Below are 16,113 nucleotides of genomic sequence, written 5' to 3' on the forward strand. Positions count from 1 at the left end.
GGGCCATCGCATGTTCGTGAACCGGCGCGACGTCCAGATCCAGTGGGGCGACTGCGACCCCGCCAACATCGTCTATTACCCGCGCTATTTCGCGATGTTCGACGATTCGACATCGACCCTGTTCGAGGTCGCCGGATTCTCAAAGCAGGATTTGGTCCGCAAATACGGCCTGGTGGGCATCCCCATGGTCGACACGCGGTCCAAGTTCTACATCCCCTCGACCTATGGCGACTGGATTACCATCGAAACGAAGATCGAGAGCATCAAGCGCTCGAGCTTCGAGGTGAAGCACAACGTCTACAAGGGCGAGGCGCTGGCGATCGAGGGTTTCGAGACCCGCGTCCTGGTCCGCCGCGATCCCGTTAACCCCGACAAGCTGAAATCGGCACCGTTTCCGGCGGAAATGGTAGCCAAATTCACGGGAAGTTAGGTCTGGAGCTAAATCGCCGCATCACCAAAAGAGGGGGCTGAATTACCCCCCGATTTCTGCTTTCAAAGAAACACGTCAAGGGAGGAATAGATGAAACGCTTTTACCTGACCGCCGCCATCGCCGCGGCGACGCTTACCCTGCCGGCTCTGCCTGCGCTGGCCCAGACCAGCGAAATCACCATCGGCATCACCACCACCACGACCGGTCCGGGCGCAGCTCTCGGCATTCCCGAGCGCAACGCGCTGGAATTCGTGCCGAAGGAGATCGGCGGCGTGCCGCTGAAGGTGATCGTGCTCGACGACGGCGGCGATCCCACCACGGCGACCACCAACGCCCGCCGCTTCGTGACCGAATCCAAGGCCGACATCATCATGGGCTCGGCGCTGACGCCGCCGACCATCGCGGTCTCCAACGTCGCCAACGAGGCCGGCATTCCGCATTTCGGCCTGGCGCCGTTCCCGATCACGCCTGAGCGCATGAAGTGGTCGGTGGCGATGCCGCAGCCGATCCCGATCGTGGGCAAGGTGCTGTACGACCACATGAAGTCGAAGGGCGTGAAGACCGTCGGCTATATCGGCTATTCCGACTCCTATGGCGACCTCTGGTTCAACGACCTGAAGGCCCAGGCCGTGCCGATGGGCATCACCATCGCCGATGAGGAGCGCTTCGCCCGCCCTGATACGTCAGTGACCGGACAGGTGCTGAAGCTCGTCGCCGCCAACCCCGACGCGATCCTGGTCGGCGCCTCCGGTACCGCGGCCGCGCTGCCGCAGACCGAGCTGCGCGAGCGCGGCTATCAGGGCCTGATCTACCAGACCCATGGCGCAGCCAGCATGGACTTCATCCGCATCGCCGGCAAAGCGGCGGAAGGCGTGCTGATGGCCTCCGGTCCCGTCATGGACCCCGAGGACCAGCCGGACGAAGCCGCCACCAAGAAGCCGGGCCTCGCGCTCAACACCGCCTATGAGGCCAAGTACGGTCCGAACAGCCGCAGCCAGTTCGCCGGTCATTCCTATGATGCGTTCGAGATCCTCAAGCGCATCATTCCGACGGCGCTGAAAACCGCAAAGCCCGGCACGCCGGAATTCCGCGAAGCGATCCGTCAGGCGCTGCTGTCGGAGAAGGAGCTGGCAGCGAGCCAGGGCGTCTACAACTTCACCGAAAAGGACCGCTACGGCCTCGACGAGCGCTCGCGCATCCTGCTCACGGTGAAGAACGGCAAGTACACGCTCGTGAGGTAAGGCGCGACGAAAGTTTCGAGACAACGAGAGCCGGCCTGATGGGCCGGCTCTTTTGTTTTGGGTTTGAGATTAGCGAGCGCGAAGTCGAATCGAGTCGGCCTACAGCAGCGCTCTCTCCGTTCCCTCCCCCCTTGCGGGGGAGGGGCAGGGAGAGGGGAGCCGCACGGGGATTCTTTCCGTCGCGCCCCCGCCCTCGATGCAAGAACAACAACCGGCACCTTGTCCTGGGCTACCCCTCTCCCTAGCCCTCCCCCGCAAGGGGGGAGGGAACGCACCTCCGTCGGGGCGCTAGTCGGGTCTCATCCCATCAAGCCTCAGGCCGCCTGCCGCAGCGGGGTCCAGGCGAACTCCGGATAATAATCGTCCATCATGCGGTCGACATAGGCGGTGAGGTTCGCAAATCCCTCGGCGCGCTGACGCAGGCCGGATTCGAAGAAGGGCGTCAGGATTCCGGCGAGCGCGCCGAAGGCGGTGGCATCGACGCCGCAGGGCTTGTTGCCCATCAGGTAGGCCTTGTCGCCGAGCTGGACCGAGAGCGCGAACAACGAACGTACCGCGAGATCGACATCGTCATCGGGCGCGTGGCGGCCGAGGCCGGAGAGCAGATAGTTCTCGGCGACACGAAATTGCGCATCCTCGCGCAACTTTTCGCGATTGTGCTCCGGCGCGCCGTCGAAGAAATGCGAGGGCCCCTTGGCGAAGTTGACCGGATCGACCCAGCGCGCCCCGACCAGCGCCCAGTAGACGTGATGCTCGATCGTGCGCTCGAACGCCCAGGCCTGCGCGCGCTCGGCCAGCGACAGCCCGGCGTCGAAATCGAAGCCATAGCGGCGCTCGATATGGGCGCGAATGAAGGTGGAATCGGCCACCGCCTCGCCGCCATCGTCGATGAACGGCAGCTGCCCCTTGGGCGAGGCCGGCGGCATCGCCCGCTCCTTCCGGTAGGGCAGTCCCGCCATCTTGAGCTGGACCTCGGTCTTGGTGACGAAGGGGCTGATTTCCGGCAGGCCGAAGCCGGCGCCAAAGCCATAAAGCGTGATCATGCGAACTCTCTCCTGGACCTGCGAAATTTGGGCTTGCGAAATTTGGACTTGCGAAACTTTGAGGGAACCTAGTGACCGGCTGCTGCCACCATGGTGGCAGCAGCCGTGATATCTTCTGCGAAACGGGCCCCCCGCCAGGCGCGGGCCATGACATGGCGGGCCAGCGCGTCCGCAGCCTGGGTCAGCAAGCGTGCCATCACGCTTGCGAGAGCAAATCGGAGGTCGACGGCCATGAGATCGAGCGAAACGAGGCGGCCGAGCGCCCAGGCGGACCAGACCTGTGCCCCAACATCGGAATCGCCGGGCCAAAATGGGTTGGAATGATCATGGACAAATCCTCTTCAGTCGATGTGTTGTCCCGGTATAGACACCCCCTGCTGCCAACATCCTGTCAGCAGCAGCGCGCCATTTTCTGATCCGTCCCCCGATAAGAGAATTGCCATGAGACGCGCCGACCGGCTGTTTCAGATCATCCAGGTGCTGAGGCGCACGCGTAAGCCGCTGACCGCGGACGCGATCGCGGCCGAGCTCGAGACCTCGAAGCGCACCATCTATCGCGACATCGCAACCTTGATCGGCCAGCGGGTGCCGATCCGCGGCGAAGCCGGCATGGGCTACATCCTCGAGAAGGGTTTCGACCTGGCGCCCTTGATGCTGACACCCGACGAGATCGAGGCGGCGGTGCTGGGCGCGCAATGGGTCGCAGGCCATGCCGATTCCGCACTGGCACGCGCGGCCGAAGATTTGATGGCCAAGATCGCCGACACCGTGCCTGAGCGCTTGCGTCCCTTCGTGCTGGAGCCGGCAAGCCGCGCGCGGCCGAGCTGGAACAGGGAGCCGGACCGCCTCGACATGGCGCGCACGCGCACCCAGATCCACGAAGGCAGGAAGATCATGCTGCGCTATCGCGACGAGCAGGGCCGCCCCAGCGAGCGCATGATCTGGCCGATCTCGGTCGGCTATCTCGAAGCCGTGCGCCTGCTTGCGGCCTGGTGCGAGCTGCGCGGCGACTTCCGCAGCTTCCGCACCGACCGCGTCGTGGATGCGAACTATCTCGACGATAAATATCCGGAGCGGCGCGACGTGCTGCGCGCAAGATGGCGGCAGAGCCTGGTCTGGGGCCCGCCAAAGGACACGTGAGCGCGATGGAAGAGACCTCCCCCGTCGACCTGTCGAGCTGGTGCCAGAGCTGCGGCGCCTGCTGTGGCTATTCGGAGAACTGGCCGCGCTTCTCGATCGAGAGCGACGAGGAGCTTGCCGCAATCCCCGAGACGCTCGTCAACGCGCGCCAATCCGGCATGCGCTGCGAGGGCGATCGCTGTTCGGCGTTGCGGGGGGAGATCGGAAAGCAGACGGCCTGCGGCATTTACGAGGTGCGGCCGGAGGTGTGCCGCACCTGCATGCCGGGAGACGCCGAATGCGCGATGGCGCGGCGGAAATTCGGACTGCCGGTAATCGAGGTCGCTTAGGCTGGAACGGCTACCGCTGGAACGGCTTCGCTGACCTCGTCGTCGAACCCGTCCTCAAGCGGTGCAAGCACCGAGAGCGGCTTGGTCGACAGCGTGATCGGCTTGCGGCCCCCCGACAGCGACGGCGACGATTTGACCGTGCTTTCGCGCGACAGCGCGTAAAGCGTCGAGCCGACGCGGCCGCCATTGTCGATCAGGTCACGCTCGTTGCAGCTGGCTGCGATCGCGACCGCCAGCGAATGCAGATGGCTGCGGCGATAGCAGAACAGCGCCAGCCTGGCGCGCGCGTCAGGGGAAACACTCTCAACCAGCCTCGGCAGGCCACTCTCGCTGGCGCGATACATCTCGCCAAGGAGCTCGTCGCGGACCGGGCAGAAATCGCTTTCATATGCGTCGCGGCTTGAAAACATTGCGGTTCTCCTCGTTGCCGAAGATGCAGCGCAATTCTCTAATGAAAGGTTAACCACGCCGCCCGGTAGTCACCCGGGGTCCTTGCGCCCTGGTCGCGAATCGGAGGCGCCCGAATGGGGGTCGGGCCACCACATCTGAGCCGATAAGTCGGGACGCCAATGCCTCCACGGCGTCATGGCCGGGCATAGCCGTCCGAAGGACGGCGTCGCTTCCGCTCGCCTTTGTCCCGGCCATCCACGGCTGGCCACGCGGCACGAAGAACGTGGATGCCCGGGCCTTCGCCTCGCCGAAGCGGCTTCGGCCGCGCAGGCGGGACAAGCCCGGGCATGACGACCTCTTGTGAATGCCGATCGACGACTATCCGCAGGCCCGCCGGCCTCAGTTCGCCGCCATGAAGATGGAAAGGCCGAAGCCGGTCAAATGATGCAGGGCCTGGTCGACGCCGATCAGGGTCCAGAACCAGGGATGCTGCAGGTCGACACCGAAATTGGCGGAGACGAACCCCTTGGCGCGGTCGATGGTGATGTGGATCGCGAAGTCGATGAACGCGACGAACCAGAATCGCGGCGCCACTATCAGGATCAGCGGCAGCGCAACCGCGAGGTGAATCAGGCAATGCACCAGAAGCGGCAAAGCCCAGCCGTGCTTCTGGTCCTTGCCGTGCGCCATCCAGGCGGTCTGGAGCACGAAATCGGCGATGATGTGCTTGAAGGTGAGCAGCAACATCCAGCCAATGAGCGCTTCGACCGGAACCGCCGATGACATGGGTGGAAACGACAAGCTGACGCCCTCATTGACGTGACAAGAAAGATCGGAGCGTTAGCGCAACTTCTTTTTGGACCGGTCAAATCGCCGGGACGTGTGATTTATGACATCTCCCGCGACGGAATGCAGCCGGGGGGAACTGGAAAATCGCCAACTGTGGCTAACTGGTGATAGGATGACCAATCGCCGCGGCCAGATCGAGTAAGGTTACCTCCGGCTCGAATTTTGCATTCCGGTACCGGCGCGCTATCATTGTCGGCAGAGAATATCGTTCTTTTTTCAGACGTTTAGGAATTGCAGGGCGCCCGCCGCGATCGCATTCGCGAGCCGTCCGCCACTCAGGAATAGGGCCGGAGTGCTGCCATGAGTACTGAAGGCCCAACCTCGTCACCGACCGAACCGCCGCCGCGGCGCCCCAAGGTGATCAAAACCAATCAGCAGCAGGTCTTTCTCTACGTCGTGCTGACCCTGCTGCTGTCGCTCGCCACCGTCTGGGGCGGCCGCGCCATGCTGCACAATTCGGAGACGCTGACCTTTGCCGTCGGCACCCCCAACAGCGACGAGGCGCTGTTCGCCGCCAAGCTCGCCACGCTGCTGAAGAACAACGCCTCGCGCTTCCGGATCAAGATCGTCAACAACGCAGACAATGCCAAGGCGCTCGCACAGTTCGACCGCAAGCAGGCCGACCTCGCCGTCCTTCGCACCGACACCAAGGTGCCGCTGCGGGCGCGCACGCTCGCGATCCTTGAGCACGATCTGGTGCTGCTGCTCGGTCCCGGCAACAAGAAGATCAAATCGCTCGCCGAGTTGAAGAAGAAGAAAGTTGCCGTCGTCGCCGAGAACGAATCCTCGCTCGCCTTCGTCCGTAGCATCCTCGACATCCCCGACGGTCCGGATGCCGCCAGGATCCAGATGGCGCCGCAGGGTGCAACGCTCGACAAGCTGTTTGCGCCGGCGAGCGGCTTCGGCGCGGTGATCGCCATCGTCCATGCCTCCAGGGCGGTGCGGGACAAGGCCTATGAGCAGGTCGCCAAGCGCGGCGGCTTCACGCTGAACGCGATCGACGAGGCCAAGGCGCTCGCGCGCAAGATTCCCGGCATTTCCAGCGAAACGCTGACTGCGGGCACGCTGTCCGCATCGCCGGAAATTCCCGACGACGACCTCGACACGATCGGGCTCGAATGGCTGCTGGTCGCGCAATCCAGGATGTCGGCGAGCACGGCGGGCGAGCTCGCGCGCGTCGTCTATGAGAACAAGTCCGCGCTCGGGCTCGACAACGGCTTCGCCAGCCGAATCGAGCCGGCCTCCGTCGAGAAGGATGCCTACGTGATGGCGCATCAGGGGGCGGCCGACTACATCAACGACGACACCAAGTCGTTCATGGATAAGTACAGCGACCTGATGTATCTGGGCGCCGCCGCGCTCAGCGTGATCGGCTCGATCTTCGCAGCGATCTACGCCAAGATCACCCGGATCGCGCCTGAGAAGGCTGGCGAGCTTTCCACCGCCGTCCTCGACATCGGCGAACGCATCGAGCACGCCCATTCGCTGGACCAGCTCGAATGTCTCCAGGATGAGCTGGAGGGCATTCTGCGCGGCGCGGTCATAGGTCTCAGGGACGGCACGATCAGTACCGACGGGCTCGACACCTTCAAGCTCGGCTACGAGTTCGTCCGCGACGAGATCGGCATGCGCCGCGACTATCTCAAACGCCACTGCGGCGAGGCCGACAAGGTCGCCCAGGATACGGCCCCTCCCCAGCAGGACGAGAGCAAGATCGTCGTGGTGAAGACAGCTCAGAGTGCCTGACCTGTCGATCTGACGGGTCTCGCAGCAGCGCCTTGCCGACATTTCCCGCGAATCGCCGGGCCGAATCCGCGAACCGCCCCCATCCACAACCGTTTGCTCCCGGATACAACCGGAGCACGCGCCATGCGTACACTCCTCGTCATCATCCTTCTGGGCATGCTGGTGGCGGCCCGCTATTTCGCCTATTCCGCAATGGCGATCGAGGGCGAGCCGATCCCGACGGAAGGCTATGTGGCGTTGGCGCTGGGCGCGGGTTTCGCCATCGTCGTCGGCATCGGCCTGATGATGCTGCTTTTTTTCAGCAGCCGCCGCGGCTACGACGAGCCGCCGCATTTCAGGTAGCGACCCGGATCCACCGCGGCACCGGGCTTTCCGCGCTCCTGTCCGACGATGCTGCGGGCAGTCCCCTGCCCGTCGTTGACGGCTCCTGCCTGGGCGGGCACTTTGGCGGTGGCGTCCCAGCCGGGACCGCAAGAGACACGACCGAGCCCGCCTTCCCGCATGTCCAAGCCGCTGATCCCCGCATTGGCCCAGTTCGTGGCCGCCACGGCCGGCCGCAACATGACCAAGGCGGCCTATGTGGCGGTCGGGCTCGGCGTGCTCAGCATGGTGCTGCTGACGGTCAACCCGGCCTATGAGACGGCGCACCGCTGGGTCGATGCCCTGCTATGGGCCTGCCTCGTCTATTTCGTGTTCGAATGGGTGGTCCGGCTGCGCCACATGGCACAAACGGGGCGCCTGTCGCTCTACATGACCTCCTCTGCCGGAGTGGTCGATGCTCTGGGCGCGCTGGCCGTGCCGGTCGCGCTCCTGATCGGCATCGAGCCGAAGACGGCGTGGCTGCTCAGCGTGCTCTGGGTATTGAAGGTGGTGCCGGGCATTCCGGGCCTGCGGCAGCTGCGCCGGGTGCTGGTGCTGGAATCGGGGCCGCTGGTCAGCGTGCTCGTGATCTTCCTGATGGTGGTGTTCCTCGCTTCCGTCGCTGAATATTTCCTGGAACGGGACGTGCAGCCCCAAACCTTCGGCAGCGTTCCCGCCGCGCTGTGGTGGGCTGTCGTCACGCTGACGACGACGGGCTATGGCGATGTCGTGCCGGTGACGCCGCTCGGGCGCGTGGTGGCGGCGATGGTGATGATCTCGGGCCTCGGCGTGTTCGGGCTGTGGACTGGTATCCTGGCGACCGGCTTTGCCGCCGAGACAAGGCGCGACAATTTCCTCAAGACCTGGGAATCCGTCAGCAAGGTGCCGTTCTTCGCAGCGCTCGGCCCTGCCGCCATCGCCGACGTCACCCACATGCTGCGCACCATGGAGCTGCCGGCGCGCACCATGATCATCCGCAAGGGCACGCAGGGCGACTGCATGTATTTCATCGCCGCCGGCGAGGTCGAGGTCGACCTGCCCGGCAAGAAGGTCCAGCTCGGCGAGGGCGCGTTCTTCGGCGAGATGGCGCTGCTCGGCAACAACAAGCGCGGCGCCAATGTCTCGACCACGAAGGTGTCGCGGCTGCTGGTGCTCGACCTCGTCGATTTCCGCGTGCTGATGGCGCGGCATCCCGATCTCGCCGAGACCATCGATGCGGAAGCCAAGCGCCGCACACTCGAAAACAAATAAATGGAGACAAGAATGTCGGACACAGCCGACGCAGCCTCAGGCCCCGTGCTCGAACGCGACGGCGCACGCGCCACCATCCGCCTCAACCGGCCCAAACATCTCAACCGGCTCCAGGCCGAGGATCTCGGCGAGCTGGTCAGACTTTTCGACCGGATCGAGGCCGATCCTGATATCCGCGTGCTGGTGCTGACCGGCACGGGGCGGGCCTTCTCGGCGGGCTATGACCTCAACTCGGTTGCCGAGCGCGCGGTCAGCGCCAACGAGCAGCAGAGTGCGGGCTCGGCGTTCGAGGTCGTCGTCAACCGGCTGGAGGATCTCGGCGTGCCGACGATCTGCCGGCTCAATGGCGGCGTCTATGGCGGGTCGACCGACCTCGCGCTCGCCTGCGATTTCCGCATCGGCGTCGACACCGCCGAGATGTTCATGCCGGCGGCGCGGCTCGGGCTGCATTACTACAGAAACGGCATCAAGCGTTACGTGACGCGGCTCGGCGTCGACAATGCGAAAAAGCTATTCCTCACCGCGCAGAAGATCAGCGCGCCGGAGATGCTGCGGATCGGCTATCTCACCGCCATGGTGCCGGTGGAATTCCTGGACGAGGAGGTCGACAAGCTCGCCACGGTTCTCGCCGGCAACGCGCCGCAGGCGATGGCCGGCATGAAGCGCGCCATCAACGAATTCGCCCGTGGCGAATTGGACGAAGCGGCCGCCGATCAGCGCCACCGCGACAGCATGCGCGGCGACGAGATCAAGGAGGGTATCAAGGCGTTCGCGGAAAAACGGCCGCCAAAATTCTGATCACGCCCGCTGCGACCTCATCGCGCGCACCTGCGTGAGCTTGGGATCGCGGACGAGCGCCTGGTAGCGCTTGCTGTCGACGGCGTAAATCGCGATCCGGCCCTCACCGTTGGCATGAACGCCCCAGCCGAAGCGCTTGCCCAGGCTCGACGCCCTCATGCACGCCTGCCCCCGGGAGAAGAACGCTTCACGGGCCGCATGCCTCTCCGTCTTCGGAGCCTTCACATCGAGCTCCCGTCCCGGCGCAGACGTCGCGAAGATCACGTCGTCGGAGGTGTGCTTGTAGGGTGCCTTGGCGATCATCTCGTATTGCAGGCACGCCACCGTCGGCTTTCCCGCGCGCAGCGGCGGCTCCTCGCGGGTATGCGCGGGACAGTCTTCAGCGACCCGGATGAAGGTGTTGAAGCAGTTGGTCGTGTGCATCGACTTTGTCATCTGCAACCCTGGATCATTCAACCACCTGCAGCCGCGGCATGCTGCGCCGCCATCTCATCGTCGGCGGCATTGATCCGCTGGAACGCGGGCCGGGACGTCATCCGCTCAGCATAACGAACGAATACACCTTTTTTCGGCACGATGCCGAACATCATCGTCCAGCTGAACGCGACACCCCACAAGATATCGGCAGCCGTCATGCGCTCGCCGAGCAGATACGGTCCCTTCGATAATTGCATCTCGAGGGCGCCCAGCATGGTGTCGTAATCGGCATAGGGCGACTGCATGATCGGCGCCGGCTCGCGCTGCATGAACTTGTCGATCAAGGCCGGCTCGAACGATGCGCCATAGTAGGCGATCCAGCGCAGGTAAGGACCGCGCAGCGGATCGTTCAGTGCGGGCGTCAGCCCCGCCTGCGGAAACAGATCGGCGAGATAGATGGTGATCGCGACCTGCTCGGTCACCAGCGCCTCGCCGTGGCGGACCGCCGGCACCTTGCCGAGCGGATTGATGGCGAGATAGGTGCCCTGGCGCTGCTCGCCGGCCTTCATGTTGAGGACGTGGAGATCGTAGGGCGCGCCCAACTCCTCCAGCAGCACCCGCGTGCCGGTGGCGCGGCTTTGCGGCGAATAATACAGGGTGATGCGGTTTTGATCGGTCATAACAGGTCTCCATCTGGCCGGCTGGCGATGGCGCTTGTAGCGGACCATACCTGACATCCTGTGTCAGGTATCGTTTAAGGGATCATGCGCGCGAGCAGAATGCTGTCGATCCTCACCACCCTCCAGGCCAGGGGGCAGGTCACTGCGCCCGAGCTTGCGGAAGCCTGCGAGGTCTCGGTGCGCACGATCTATCGCGACATCGACGCGCTCGCGGCGTCCGGCGTCCCCGTTTATGCCGACCGCGGCGCGGAGGGCGGCTATCGCCTGCTCGACGGTTATCGCGTGCGTTTGAACGGCCTGTCGCAGAACGAGGCGGAGGCCCTGTTCCTTGCGGGACTGCCGGGACCGGCCGCGGCGCTCGGGCTGGACGCGGCGATGATCGCCGCACAGAACAAGCTGATGGCGGCACTCCCGGCCAACCTTCGCGAAGACGCCGGGCGGATGCAGGAGCGATTTCACCTGGACGCACCCGGCTGGTTCGGCGAGACAGAAGAACCCAAACATCTGCGCACCATTGCCGGCGCGGCTCTGCGCGGGACGCTGATCAAGATCCGCTACCAGAGCTGGCGCGCGGAGAAGCAGCGCCGCGTCGCACCGCTCGGGCTCGTGCTGAAAGGCGGCAGCTGGTATCTCGCCGGTCACGTCGACGGCAGCACGCGCACCTATCGCATCGCGCGCGTGCTGGACTGTACCGCGCTCGACGATCGCTTCGATCGTCCCGCCGCGTTCGATCTCGCCGCCTATTGGCAGGCCGCGACGCTTCGCCTCGAAGCCGAGATGCATCCCAATATCGCGATCGTGCGGCTGTCGCCGTTCGGCGTCAAACTGCTCGACGCGCTGAGCCAGCCTTACGTCAGGGCGCGCACACAGATTGAAGAGACCACGGATGCCGACGGCTGGCGCATCGCGCGCGTGCCGACCGGCAAAACGACATGGCACGCGGCATCCGAATTGTTGCGGCTGGGGTCCGAAGCCGAAGTGCTGGAGCCCGCCGATCTCCGCGAGAAGATGGCGGAGATGACGCAGGCGATGGCTGCGCGCTATCGCGCAGCGGCGCGAAAAGCCTGACAGCGGCGCATTTCACCGAAGCTCACGAAACATTCCTGAAACACGATTCCTGCCTCGCGCCCTGAACGCGTTTGCGTCTCAGCCCGACGGAGAAGCAGGGACACAACAACGGCCTTAGCGCCACACTGGAGAATGAAAATGTTTCGTAAGCTTGCTCTTGGTCTGATCGCCGCTGGTTCGCTTGGTGTTGCCGCTCTCGCGCCAACCGCGGCTTCGGCCCACGGCTTCCATCATCACTGGGGTCCCGGCTGGGGCTTTGGCGGCGTCTACGTCAACACCGGCGTCAGCAATTGCTACCAGGAGCGCGTCGTCCGGACCCGCCATGGCCTGCGCGTCCGCGTCGTGAATGTCTGCGCCTACGGGATCTACTGATACCTGACGCCCTCGACAAAGCTCCGGTCGCATCGCGGCCGGAGTTTTGCATTGGGTTAACCAATCTGCCGATGCCGGCGAAACCAGGCCCAGGTCTCGCGCGTCGTCCTGATATAGCCGCGGCCGCGATAGACGATCTCGTTGTCGACGATCTCGTTCAGCTTCGGCAGCGCGTGAAACGGGATCGAGGGATAGGCGTGGTGCTCGACGTGGTAGGGCATATTCCACGCGAACCATTTGACGATCGCGCCGGTATAAGTGGTGCGGGTGTTCTGGAAGGCGCTGCGGGTGCGGTCGCAGCCGGTGTGCTCGGCATAGAGATAGGGCCGCAGGAAGAACTGCCCGATCACGAGCGGGACGATCCAGACCCAGAGCAGCAACGCTGAGGAAAACCACAGCGAGAGCGCGAGCAGCAGCGCATAGAGCCCAGCATAGGCGCGGGCCTCGCGCACGATGACGGCGCGCTTGTTTTCGGGAATCCAGGGCACGGTGACCTTGCCGGTGACGGCGTGGCCGAGCATCAACCGGAGGCGGCCGGCGACCTGAAGCAGGCCGCTATAGGCGAGCGCGAGCTGCGTGTCGGATGTCGGCTTCACGCCGACGATCAGCTCCGGGTCCTTGTCCGGATCCTGGGTGTAGCGGTGATAGTCCCAGTGAAACAGGCAGTAATATTCGTAAGGTTGTCCGATGATGAAGGCCGAGGGATAGCCGACCGCAAGGTTGAGGCCACGGCTCCTGAACGCGGTCTTGTGCGCGGTCTCGTGCAGCGCCATGAATAGGAAGGCGACGAAATAGCCCTGCACCGCCATCAGCGGCAGCGCCCATAACACGCCCCAGGCTGAAGAGACCTTCCAGACCAGCGCGCCGACCAGCACGACCAGGCCGTAATGGCTGAGAGTCTGTCCGGAAAGATTACCTTGGATTGCATAGCTTTCGCAGCATGAGTCGGATGGAGGCCAGCTTGAGAAAGGCGAGCGCCCTGTGATTGAAGCATTCCCAATCTTTGGACAGTCTTCGGCATCGCCCGAGCCAGGCAAAGGTACGCTCGACGATCCAGCGTTTGGGCAAGACGACGAAACGGTGAGCCTGATCGGAGCGTTTGACGATTTCGAGGTTCACGCGCTTCAGAGCGCTACGCAGCCCCTTCTGGAAATGTGGCCCTTGATATCCGCCGTCGGCGTAGAGCTTCAGAAGAAAGGGATAGAGGCCGAACAACGTTGCCATCAGGAGCACGCCGCCGTCGCGATCCTGGATGTCCGCCGCATGCACGATGGCGTGCATCAAGAGGCCTTGCGTGTCGACGAGAATGTGCCGCTTCTTGCCCTTGATCTTCTTGCCCGCGTCGTAGCCATGGAGATCATGAGGCCCCCTTTTTCAGCGCTTTTCACGCTCTGGCTATCGATGATGGCGGCGGTGGGAGAAGCCTCGCGCTCGGCCCTTTCGCGACATTCGACATAGAGGGCGTGATGAATTTTATCGAGCGTGCCGTTCCAGCTCCACAGATCGAAGTAGCCATACAGCGTCGAGCGCGGCGGCAGGTCCTTGGGGATCGCGCGCCACTGGCAACCTGTGCTCAGGATGTACATCAGCCCGTTGGCAATCTCGCGCAGGTCCACCGTACGCTTGTTGCCGCCGCGCTTGGCCGGCGGGATGCGAGGCGCGATCAGCGCCCACTCCTCGTCGGTCAAGTCGCTCGGATAGCGCAGGCGGCTGCGGTCGTAGCGTGCACGGTTCTCGGTAGTCCACATTGGCGGCGCGTCCCCATCGAATCAGGCCGCTCACCTTGAATCACAACCGATTCATTCGACTCAACATGTTTTGGAACAGACACTGAGACTTTTCGCGGCCCCCCCTGAGATTGGAGCGCACCGACAATTCGCGCAGCATGGCCGGGCTCAGCGGCTTCAGGCGATGGCCGGGCTCTGAAACGGTCGCGTCAGTCATGATCGAGGACTCGCCCTATTTGCTGAGAAGCTCTGCGACGTCGGCCTTGAGGAAGGCCTGGTCGCGCGGATTGTTGACGGGGTTGCCGGCGCGATGGCCGTGCAGCGACGGGATCGGATGCAGCACCGCCGATTTTGCGTTGACCAGCCTGCCGAGCTCGTCCTCATTGTCGCGGACATCGAAATAGCGGTCGGTCGCACCCGGCATCAGCAGCATGTGCGCCTTGATCGCGGCCAGCGCCCGATCGAGATCGCCGCCGAATGACGCGCAACGACTGATGTCACCGCGCTGCCAGATTCCGGCTTGCGCGAGGAGATCGTTGGCGTCACGCCGGGCAAAGGTCGCGTCCCAATTGCGGACCAGATAGTCCTCGAGCGAGGTGAAGCCCGCCTCGCGCCAGAGCTCGTCGCGATAGAAGCCGTGCGACATCGCCCAGCCGGCATAGACGCGTCCCATGGCGCGATAGCCGGCAACGGGCTTCTCGACGAAGCGGCCGTCGCGGAAGGCGGGATCACCGGTCAGCGCAGCCTTCACACTTTCGAGGAAGACGTAATTATAGGGCGCGCAGCGCGCACTGCCGCAGACCACCGCGGCCCGCGCGACCATGTCGGGATGCAGCGCCGCCCAATGATAGGTCTGCATGCCGCCCATCGACCAGCCATAGACCAGCGCGAGTTTTGTGATGCCGAAACGCTCGGTCAGCAGCCGGTGCTGGATCGCGATGGCGTCGTGATAGGTGATTTGCGGGAATGGCGCCTCGCCGGAATTCGACGGCGAGGACGACAGGCCGTTGCCGAACAGGTTCGGGATGATGATGAAGTAGCGCGTAGGGTCGAGCACGCCATCGGGCCCGATCAGCCATTCCGTGTCGTAGTGTTGGGCGCTGAACGAGGTCGGGTAGAGGATGACGTTGTCCCTGGCGGGGCTGAGGGTGCCGTAGGTCTTGTAGGCGAGCTTCATCGCGGGGAAGACGGCGCCGGACTGAAGCGTGACGTCGCCGGCTTCAAATATCTCGTAGTCGCGCTGCCCGGTCATGGGTCCAACTCCCGCTCACGCGGCCGCAGGATGCGCCCGCCGAGACAACGATGCATTGTTCGTGCCGGACCGGCAAACGCATCGTTGCGTCGCGCTTAATATCTGTACTTATAGTACAGTTATTAGATCAGAACAAGGGGGTTTGGTCGTCGCGCGTCAGGCGATGGCCGCGATGTATCGCTGCACGGACGCTGCGAATGCGGCCTTGGCACCTGAAGCGATGTTGCGGCCCCACCAGGCGCCGTAGATGCGGTCAAAGGCGAGCGGCTCCACAGCGACTGCGATCCGCCGCACCGCGGCGGCGTTGAGCGGCATGTAGTTCGGATAGGAGTACATGAAGCTGACGAAGCGGCGGTCCATCGTCACCTGCGCGATGTCGCCCGTGAGCAGCGCGCCCTTGCCATCCGCACCGCGCGCATGGTGCAGCATGGTGGCGCCCGCGAAATGACCGCCGGTGCGCAGCAGCAGCACATCGTCGGAGATGCGCTGCTGATCGCCGGTCCAATGCACGATCGAGGGATGCGGACGCGTCACCCATTGGCGATCATCGGCATGCAGATAGACCGGCACGCCGCCGAACGCCTCGCTCCAGTCGGCAAGCGCGCCATAGTAGTGTGGATGCGAGATCGCGATCGCCTTCAGCCCGCCGAGCGAACGCACATGCGCGATAGCTTCCGACGTCGCTAGCGGGACGCAGTCCCACATCAGACAGCCGTCGCCGAGCGGCACCAACAGCGCGCGCTGGCCGATCGCGAAGCTCGGCTCGGACCCGATGCCGGTGAGGCCGAGATCATCCCGCCAGGCAAGGCGGTGCCGTTCCGCCAGCGCTTCGCGTGTGAGGAAGGTTTGGCCCTTCCAGTTCACGAACTGCCGCTCGTCCTCGCAGATCGGACAGGATGCGGGCGGTTTTTCGCCTTCCGGAAATTGGGCGCCGCAGGTTTCGCAGGTCCAGAGAGGCATGGCCGTGATCCAGAAGAAGGAGGGGACACCCACGAGATGACGCCGTAGCCCTCCTCGCG

17 protein-coding genes and 4 pseudogenes are annotated in these 16,113 nt (G+C 64.2%); 10 read left to right on the top strand and 11 right to left on the bottom strand.

Features of this window, described 5'->3' with window-relative positions; all coding sequences use genetic code 11:
- Nucleotides 1-10: 10 nt before the first annotated feature.
- Entirely contained in the window at nt 11-430 is a 420-nt protein-coding gene (locus HAP41_RS41600; RefSeq protein WP_085403547.1) for an acyl-CoA thioesterase, read from the top strand.
- 90 nt (nt 431-520) lie between these two features.
- A complete protein-coding gene (locus HAP41_RS41605; protein ID WP_166078271.1) occupies nt 521-1,672 on the top strand; it encodes an ABC transporter substrate-binding protein in 1,152 nt (383 codons plus the stop codon).
- A 314-nt stretch (nt 1,673-1,986) separates the two neighbouring features.
- Here the strand turns inward: HAP41_RS41605 and HAP41_RS41610 are convergent, their stop codons facing one another.
- Nucleotides 1,987-2,715 carry a glutathione S-transferase family protein gene (locus HAP41_RS41610; protein WP_166078270.1) on the bottom strand — a complete coding sequence of 243 codons (729 nt, stop codon included), beginning with the start codon at nt 2,713-2,715 and terminating at the stop codon, nt 1,987-1,989.
- 68 nt (nt 2,716-2,783) lie between these two features.
- Nucleotides 2,784-3,043 (bottom strand): annotated as a pseudogene (locus tag HAP41_RS50435) (hypothetical protein).
- A gap of 113 nt (nt 3,044-3,156) precedes the next feature.
- Between HAP41_RS50435 and HAP41_RS41615 the strand changes: the two are divergent.
- Together HAP41_RS41615 and HAP41_RS41620 are read left to right on the top strand one after the other, a co-directional pair.
- A complete protein-coding gene (locus HAP41_RS41615; RefSeq protein ID WP_166078269.1) occupies nt 3,157-3,855 on the top strand; it encodes a helix-turn-helix transcriptional regulator in 699 nt (232 codons plus the stop codon).
- Nucleotides 3,856-3,860: 5 nt separating this feature from the next.
- Complete coding sequence (locus tag HAP41_RS41620) at nt 3,861-4,184, top strand: YkgJ family cysteine cluster protein (protein ID WP_028148856.1); 324 nt, start codon at nt 3,861-3,863, stop codon at nt 4,182-4,184.
- Here HAP41_RS41620 and HAP41_RS41625 read toward each other — a convergent pair.
- Entirely contained in the window at nt 4,181-4,594 is a 414-nt protein-coding gene (locus HAP41_RS41625; protein WP_028148857.1) for a hypothetical protein, read from the bottom strand. The two genes, HAP41_RS41620 and HAP41_RS41625, sit on opposite strands and share 4 nt — an antisense overlap.
- A gap of 379 nt (nt 4,595-4,973) precedes the next feature.
- Nucleotides 4,974-5,321 carry a DUF3307 domain-containing protein gene (locus HAP41_RS41630; RefSeq protein WP_175618257.1) on the bottom strand — a complete coding sequence of 116 codons (348 nt, stop codon included), beginning with the start codon at nt 5,319-5,321 and terminating at the stop codon, nt 4,974-4,976.
- Nucleotides 5,322-5,723: 402 nt separating this feature from the next.
- Here HAP41_RS41630 and HAP41_RS41635 point away from each other — a divergent pair, with 402 nt between their 5' ends.
- From HAP41_RS41635 to HAP41_RS41650, 4 genes are all read left to right on the top strand, one after another.
- Nucleotides 5,724-7,169 carry a TAXI family TRAP transporter solute-binding subunit gene (locus HAP41_RS41635; RefSeq protein WP_166078267.1) on the top strand — a complete coding sequence of 482 codons (1,446 nt, stop codon included), beginning with the start codon at nt 5,724-5,726 and terminating at the stop codon, nt 7,167-7,169.
- Between the two features lie 123 nt (nt 7,170-7,292).
- A complete protein-coding gene (locus tag HAP41_RS41640) occupies nt 7,293-7,511 on the top strand; it encodes a hypothetical protein (protein WP_166078266.1) in 219 nt (72 codons plus the stop codon).
- A 159-nt stretch (nt 7,512-7,670) separates the two neighbouring features.
- On the top strand, nt 7,671-8,780 hold the full coding sequence (locus HAP41_RS41645; RefSeq protein WP_166078265.1) for a cyclic nucleotide-gated ion channel: 1,110 nt from the start codon (nt 7,671-7,673) through the stop codon (nt 8,778-8,780).
- A 12-nt stretch (nt 8,781-8,792) separates the two neighbouring features.
- Nucleotides 8,793-9,578: an enoyl-CoA hydratase/isomerase family protein gene (locus HAP41_RS41650; RefSeq protein ID WP_166078264.1), complete on the top strand. Its 786-nt coding sequence runs from the start codon at nt 8,793-8,795 to the stop codon at nt 9,576-9,578.
- On the opposite strand, the gene HAP41_RS41655 is transcribed toward HAP41_RS41650, so the two are convergent.
- Together HAP41_RS41655 and HAP41_RS41660 are read right to left on the bottom strand one after the other, a co-directional pair.
- Complete coding sequence (locus HAP41_RS41655) at nt 9,579-10,001, bottom strand: DUF6157 family protein (RefSeq protein ID WP_224580604.1); 423 nt, start codon at nt 9,999-10,001, stop codon at nt 9,579-9,581.
- A gap of 29 nt (nt 10,002-10,030) precedes the next feature.
- Nucleotides 10,031-10,675 (bottom strand): glutathione S-transferase family protein, encoded by a 645-nt coding sequence (locus tag HAP41_RS41660; protein ID WP_166078262.1) that lies wholly within the window; start codon nt 10,673-10,675, stop codon nt 10,031-10,033.
- Between the two features lie 84 nt (nt 10,676-10,759).
- Between HAP41_RS41660 and HAP41_RS41665 the strand changes: the two genes are divergently transcribed.
- Both HAP41_RS41665 and HAP41_RS41670 read left to right on the top strand, forming a co-directional pair.
- The gene (locus HAP41_RS41665) at nt 10,760-11,743 is read left to right on the top strand and encodes a helix-turn-helix transcriptional regulator (protein ID WP_166078261.1); all 984 of its coding nucleotides are present in this window, start codon (nt 10,760-10,762) and stop codon (nt 11,741-11,743) included.
- A 138-nt stretch (nt 11,744-11,881) separates the two neighbouring features.
- Nucleotides 11,882-12,115, top strand: a complete 234-nt coding sequence (locus HAP41_RS41670; protein ID WP_166078260.1) for a hypothetical protein — start codon at nt 11,882-11,884, stop codon at nt 12,113-12,115.
- Nucleotides 12,116-12,171: 56 nt separating this feature from the next.
- Here the strand turns inward: HAP41_RS41670 and HAP41_RS41675 are convergent.
- The 5 genes and pseudogenes from HAP41_RS41675 to HAP41_RS41695 all read right to left on the bottom strand — a co-directional run.
- Nucleotides 12,172-13,029, bottom strand: a pseudogene (locus HAP41_RS41675) (fatty acid desaturase); the annotation flags it as partial.
- Nucleotides 13,028-13,863, bottom strand: a pseudogene (locus tag HAP41_RS41680) (IS5 family transposase). The pseudogenes HAP41_RS41680 and HAP41_RS41675, both read right to left, overlap by 2 nt.
- 91 nt (nt 13,864-13,954) lie before the next feature.
- Nucleotides 13,955-14,059, bottom strand: a pseudogene (locus HAP41_RS41685) (fatty acid desaturase); the annotation flags it as partial.
- Between the two features lie 15 nt (nt 14,060-14,074).
- Nucleotides 14,075-15,094, bottom strand: a complete 1,020-nt coding sequence (locus HAP41_RS41690; protein ID WP_166078259.1) for an alpha/beta fold hydrolase — start codon at nt 15,092-15,094, stop codon at nt 14,075-14,077.
- A gap of 156 nt (nt 15,095-15,250) precedes the next feature.
- The gene (locus tag HAP41_RS41695; RefSeq protein WP_166078258.1) at nt 15,251-16,054 is read right to left on the bottom strand and encodes an MBL fold metallo-hydrolase; all 804 of its coding nucleotides are present in this window, start codon (nt 16,052-16,054) and stop codon (nt 15,251-15,253) included.
- Nucleotides 16,055-16,113 lie beyond the last annotated feature (59 nt).

Source organism: Bradyrhizobium barranii subsp. apii (genome assembly GCF_011516635.5).
In the GTDB taxonomy this organism is placed as follows: Bacteria; Pseudomonadota; Alphaproteobacteria; order Rhizobiales; family Xanthobacteraceae; genus Bradyrhizobium; species Bradyrhizobium barranii.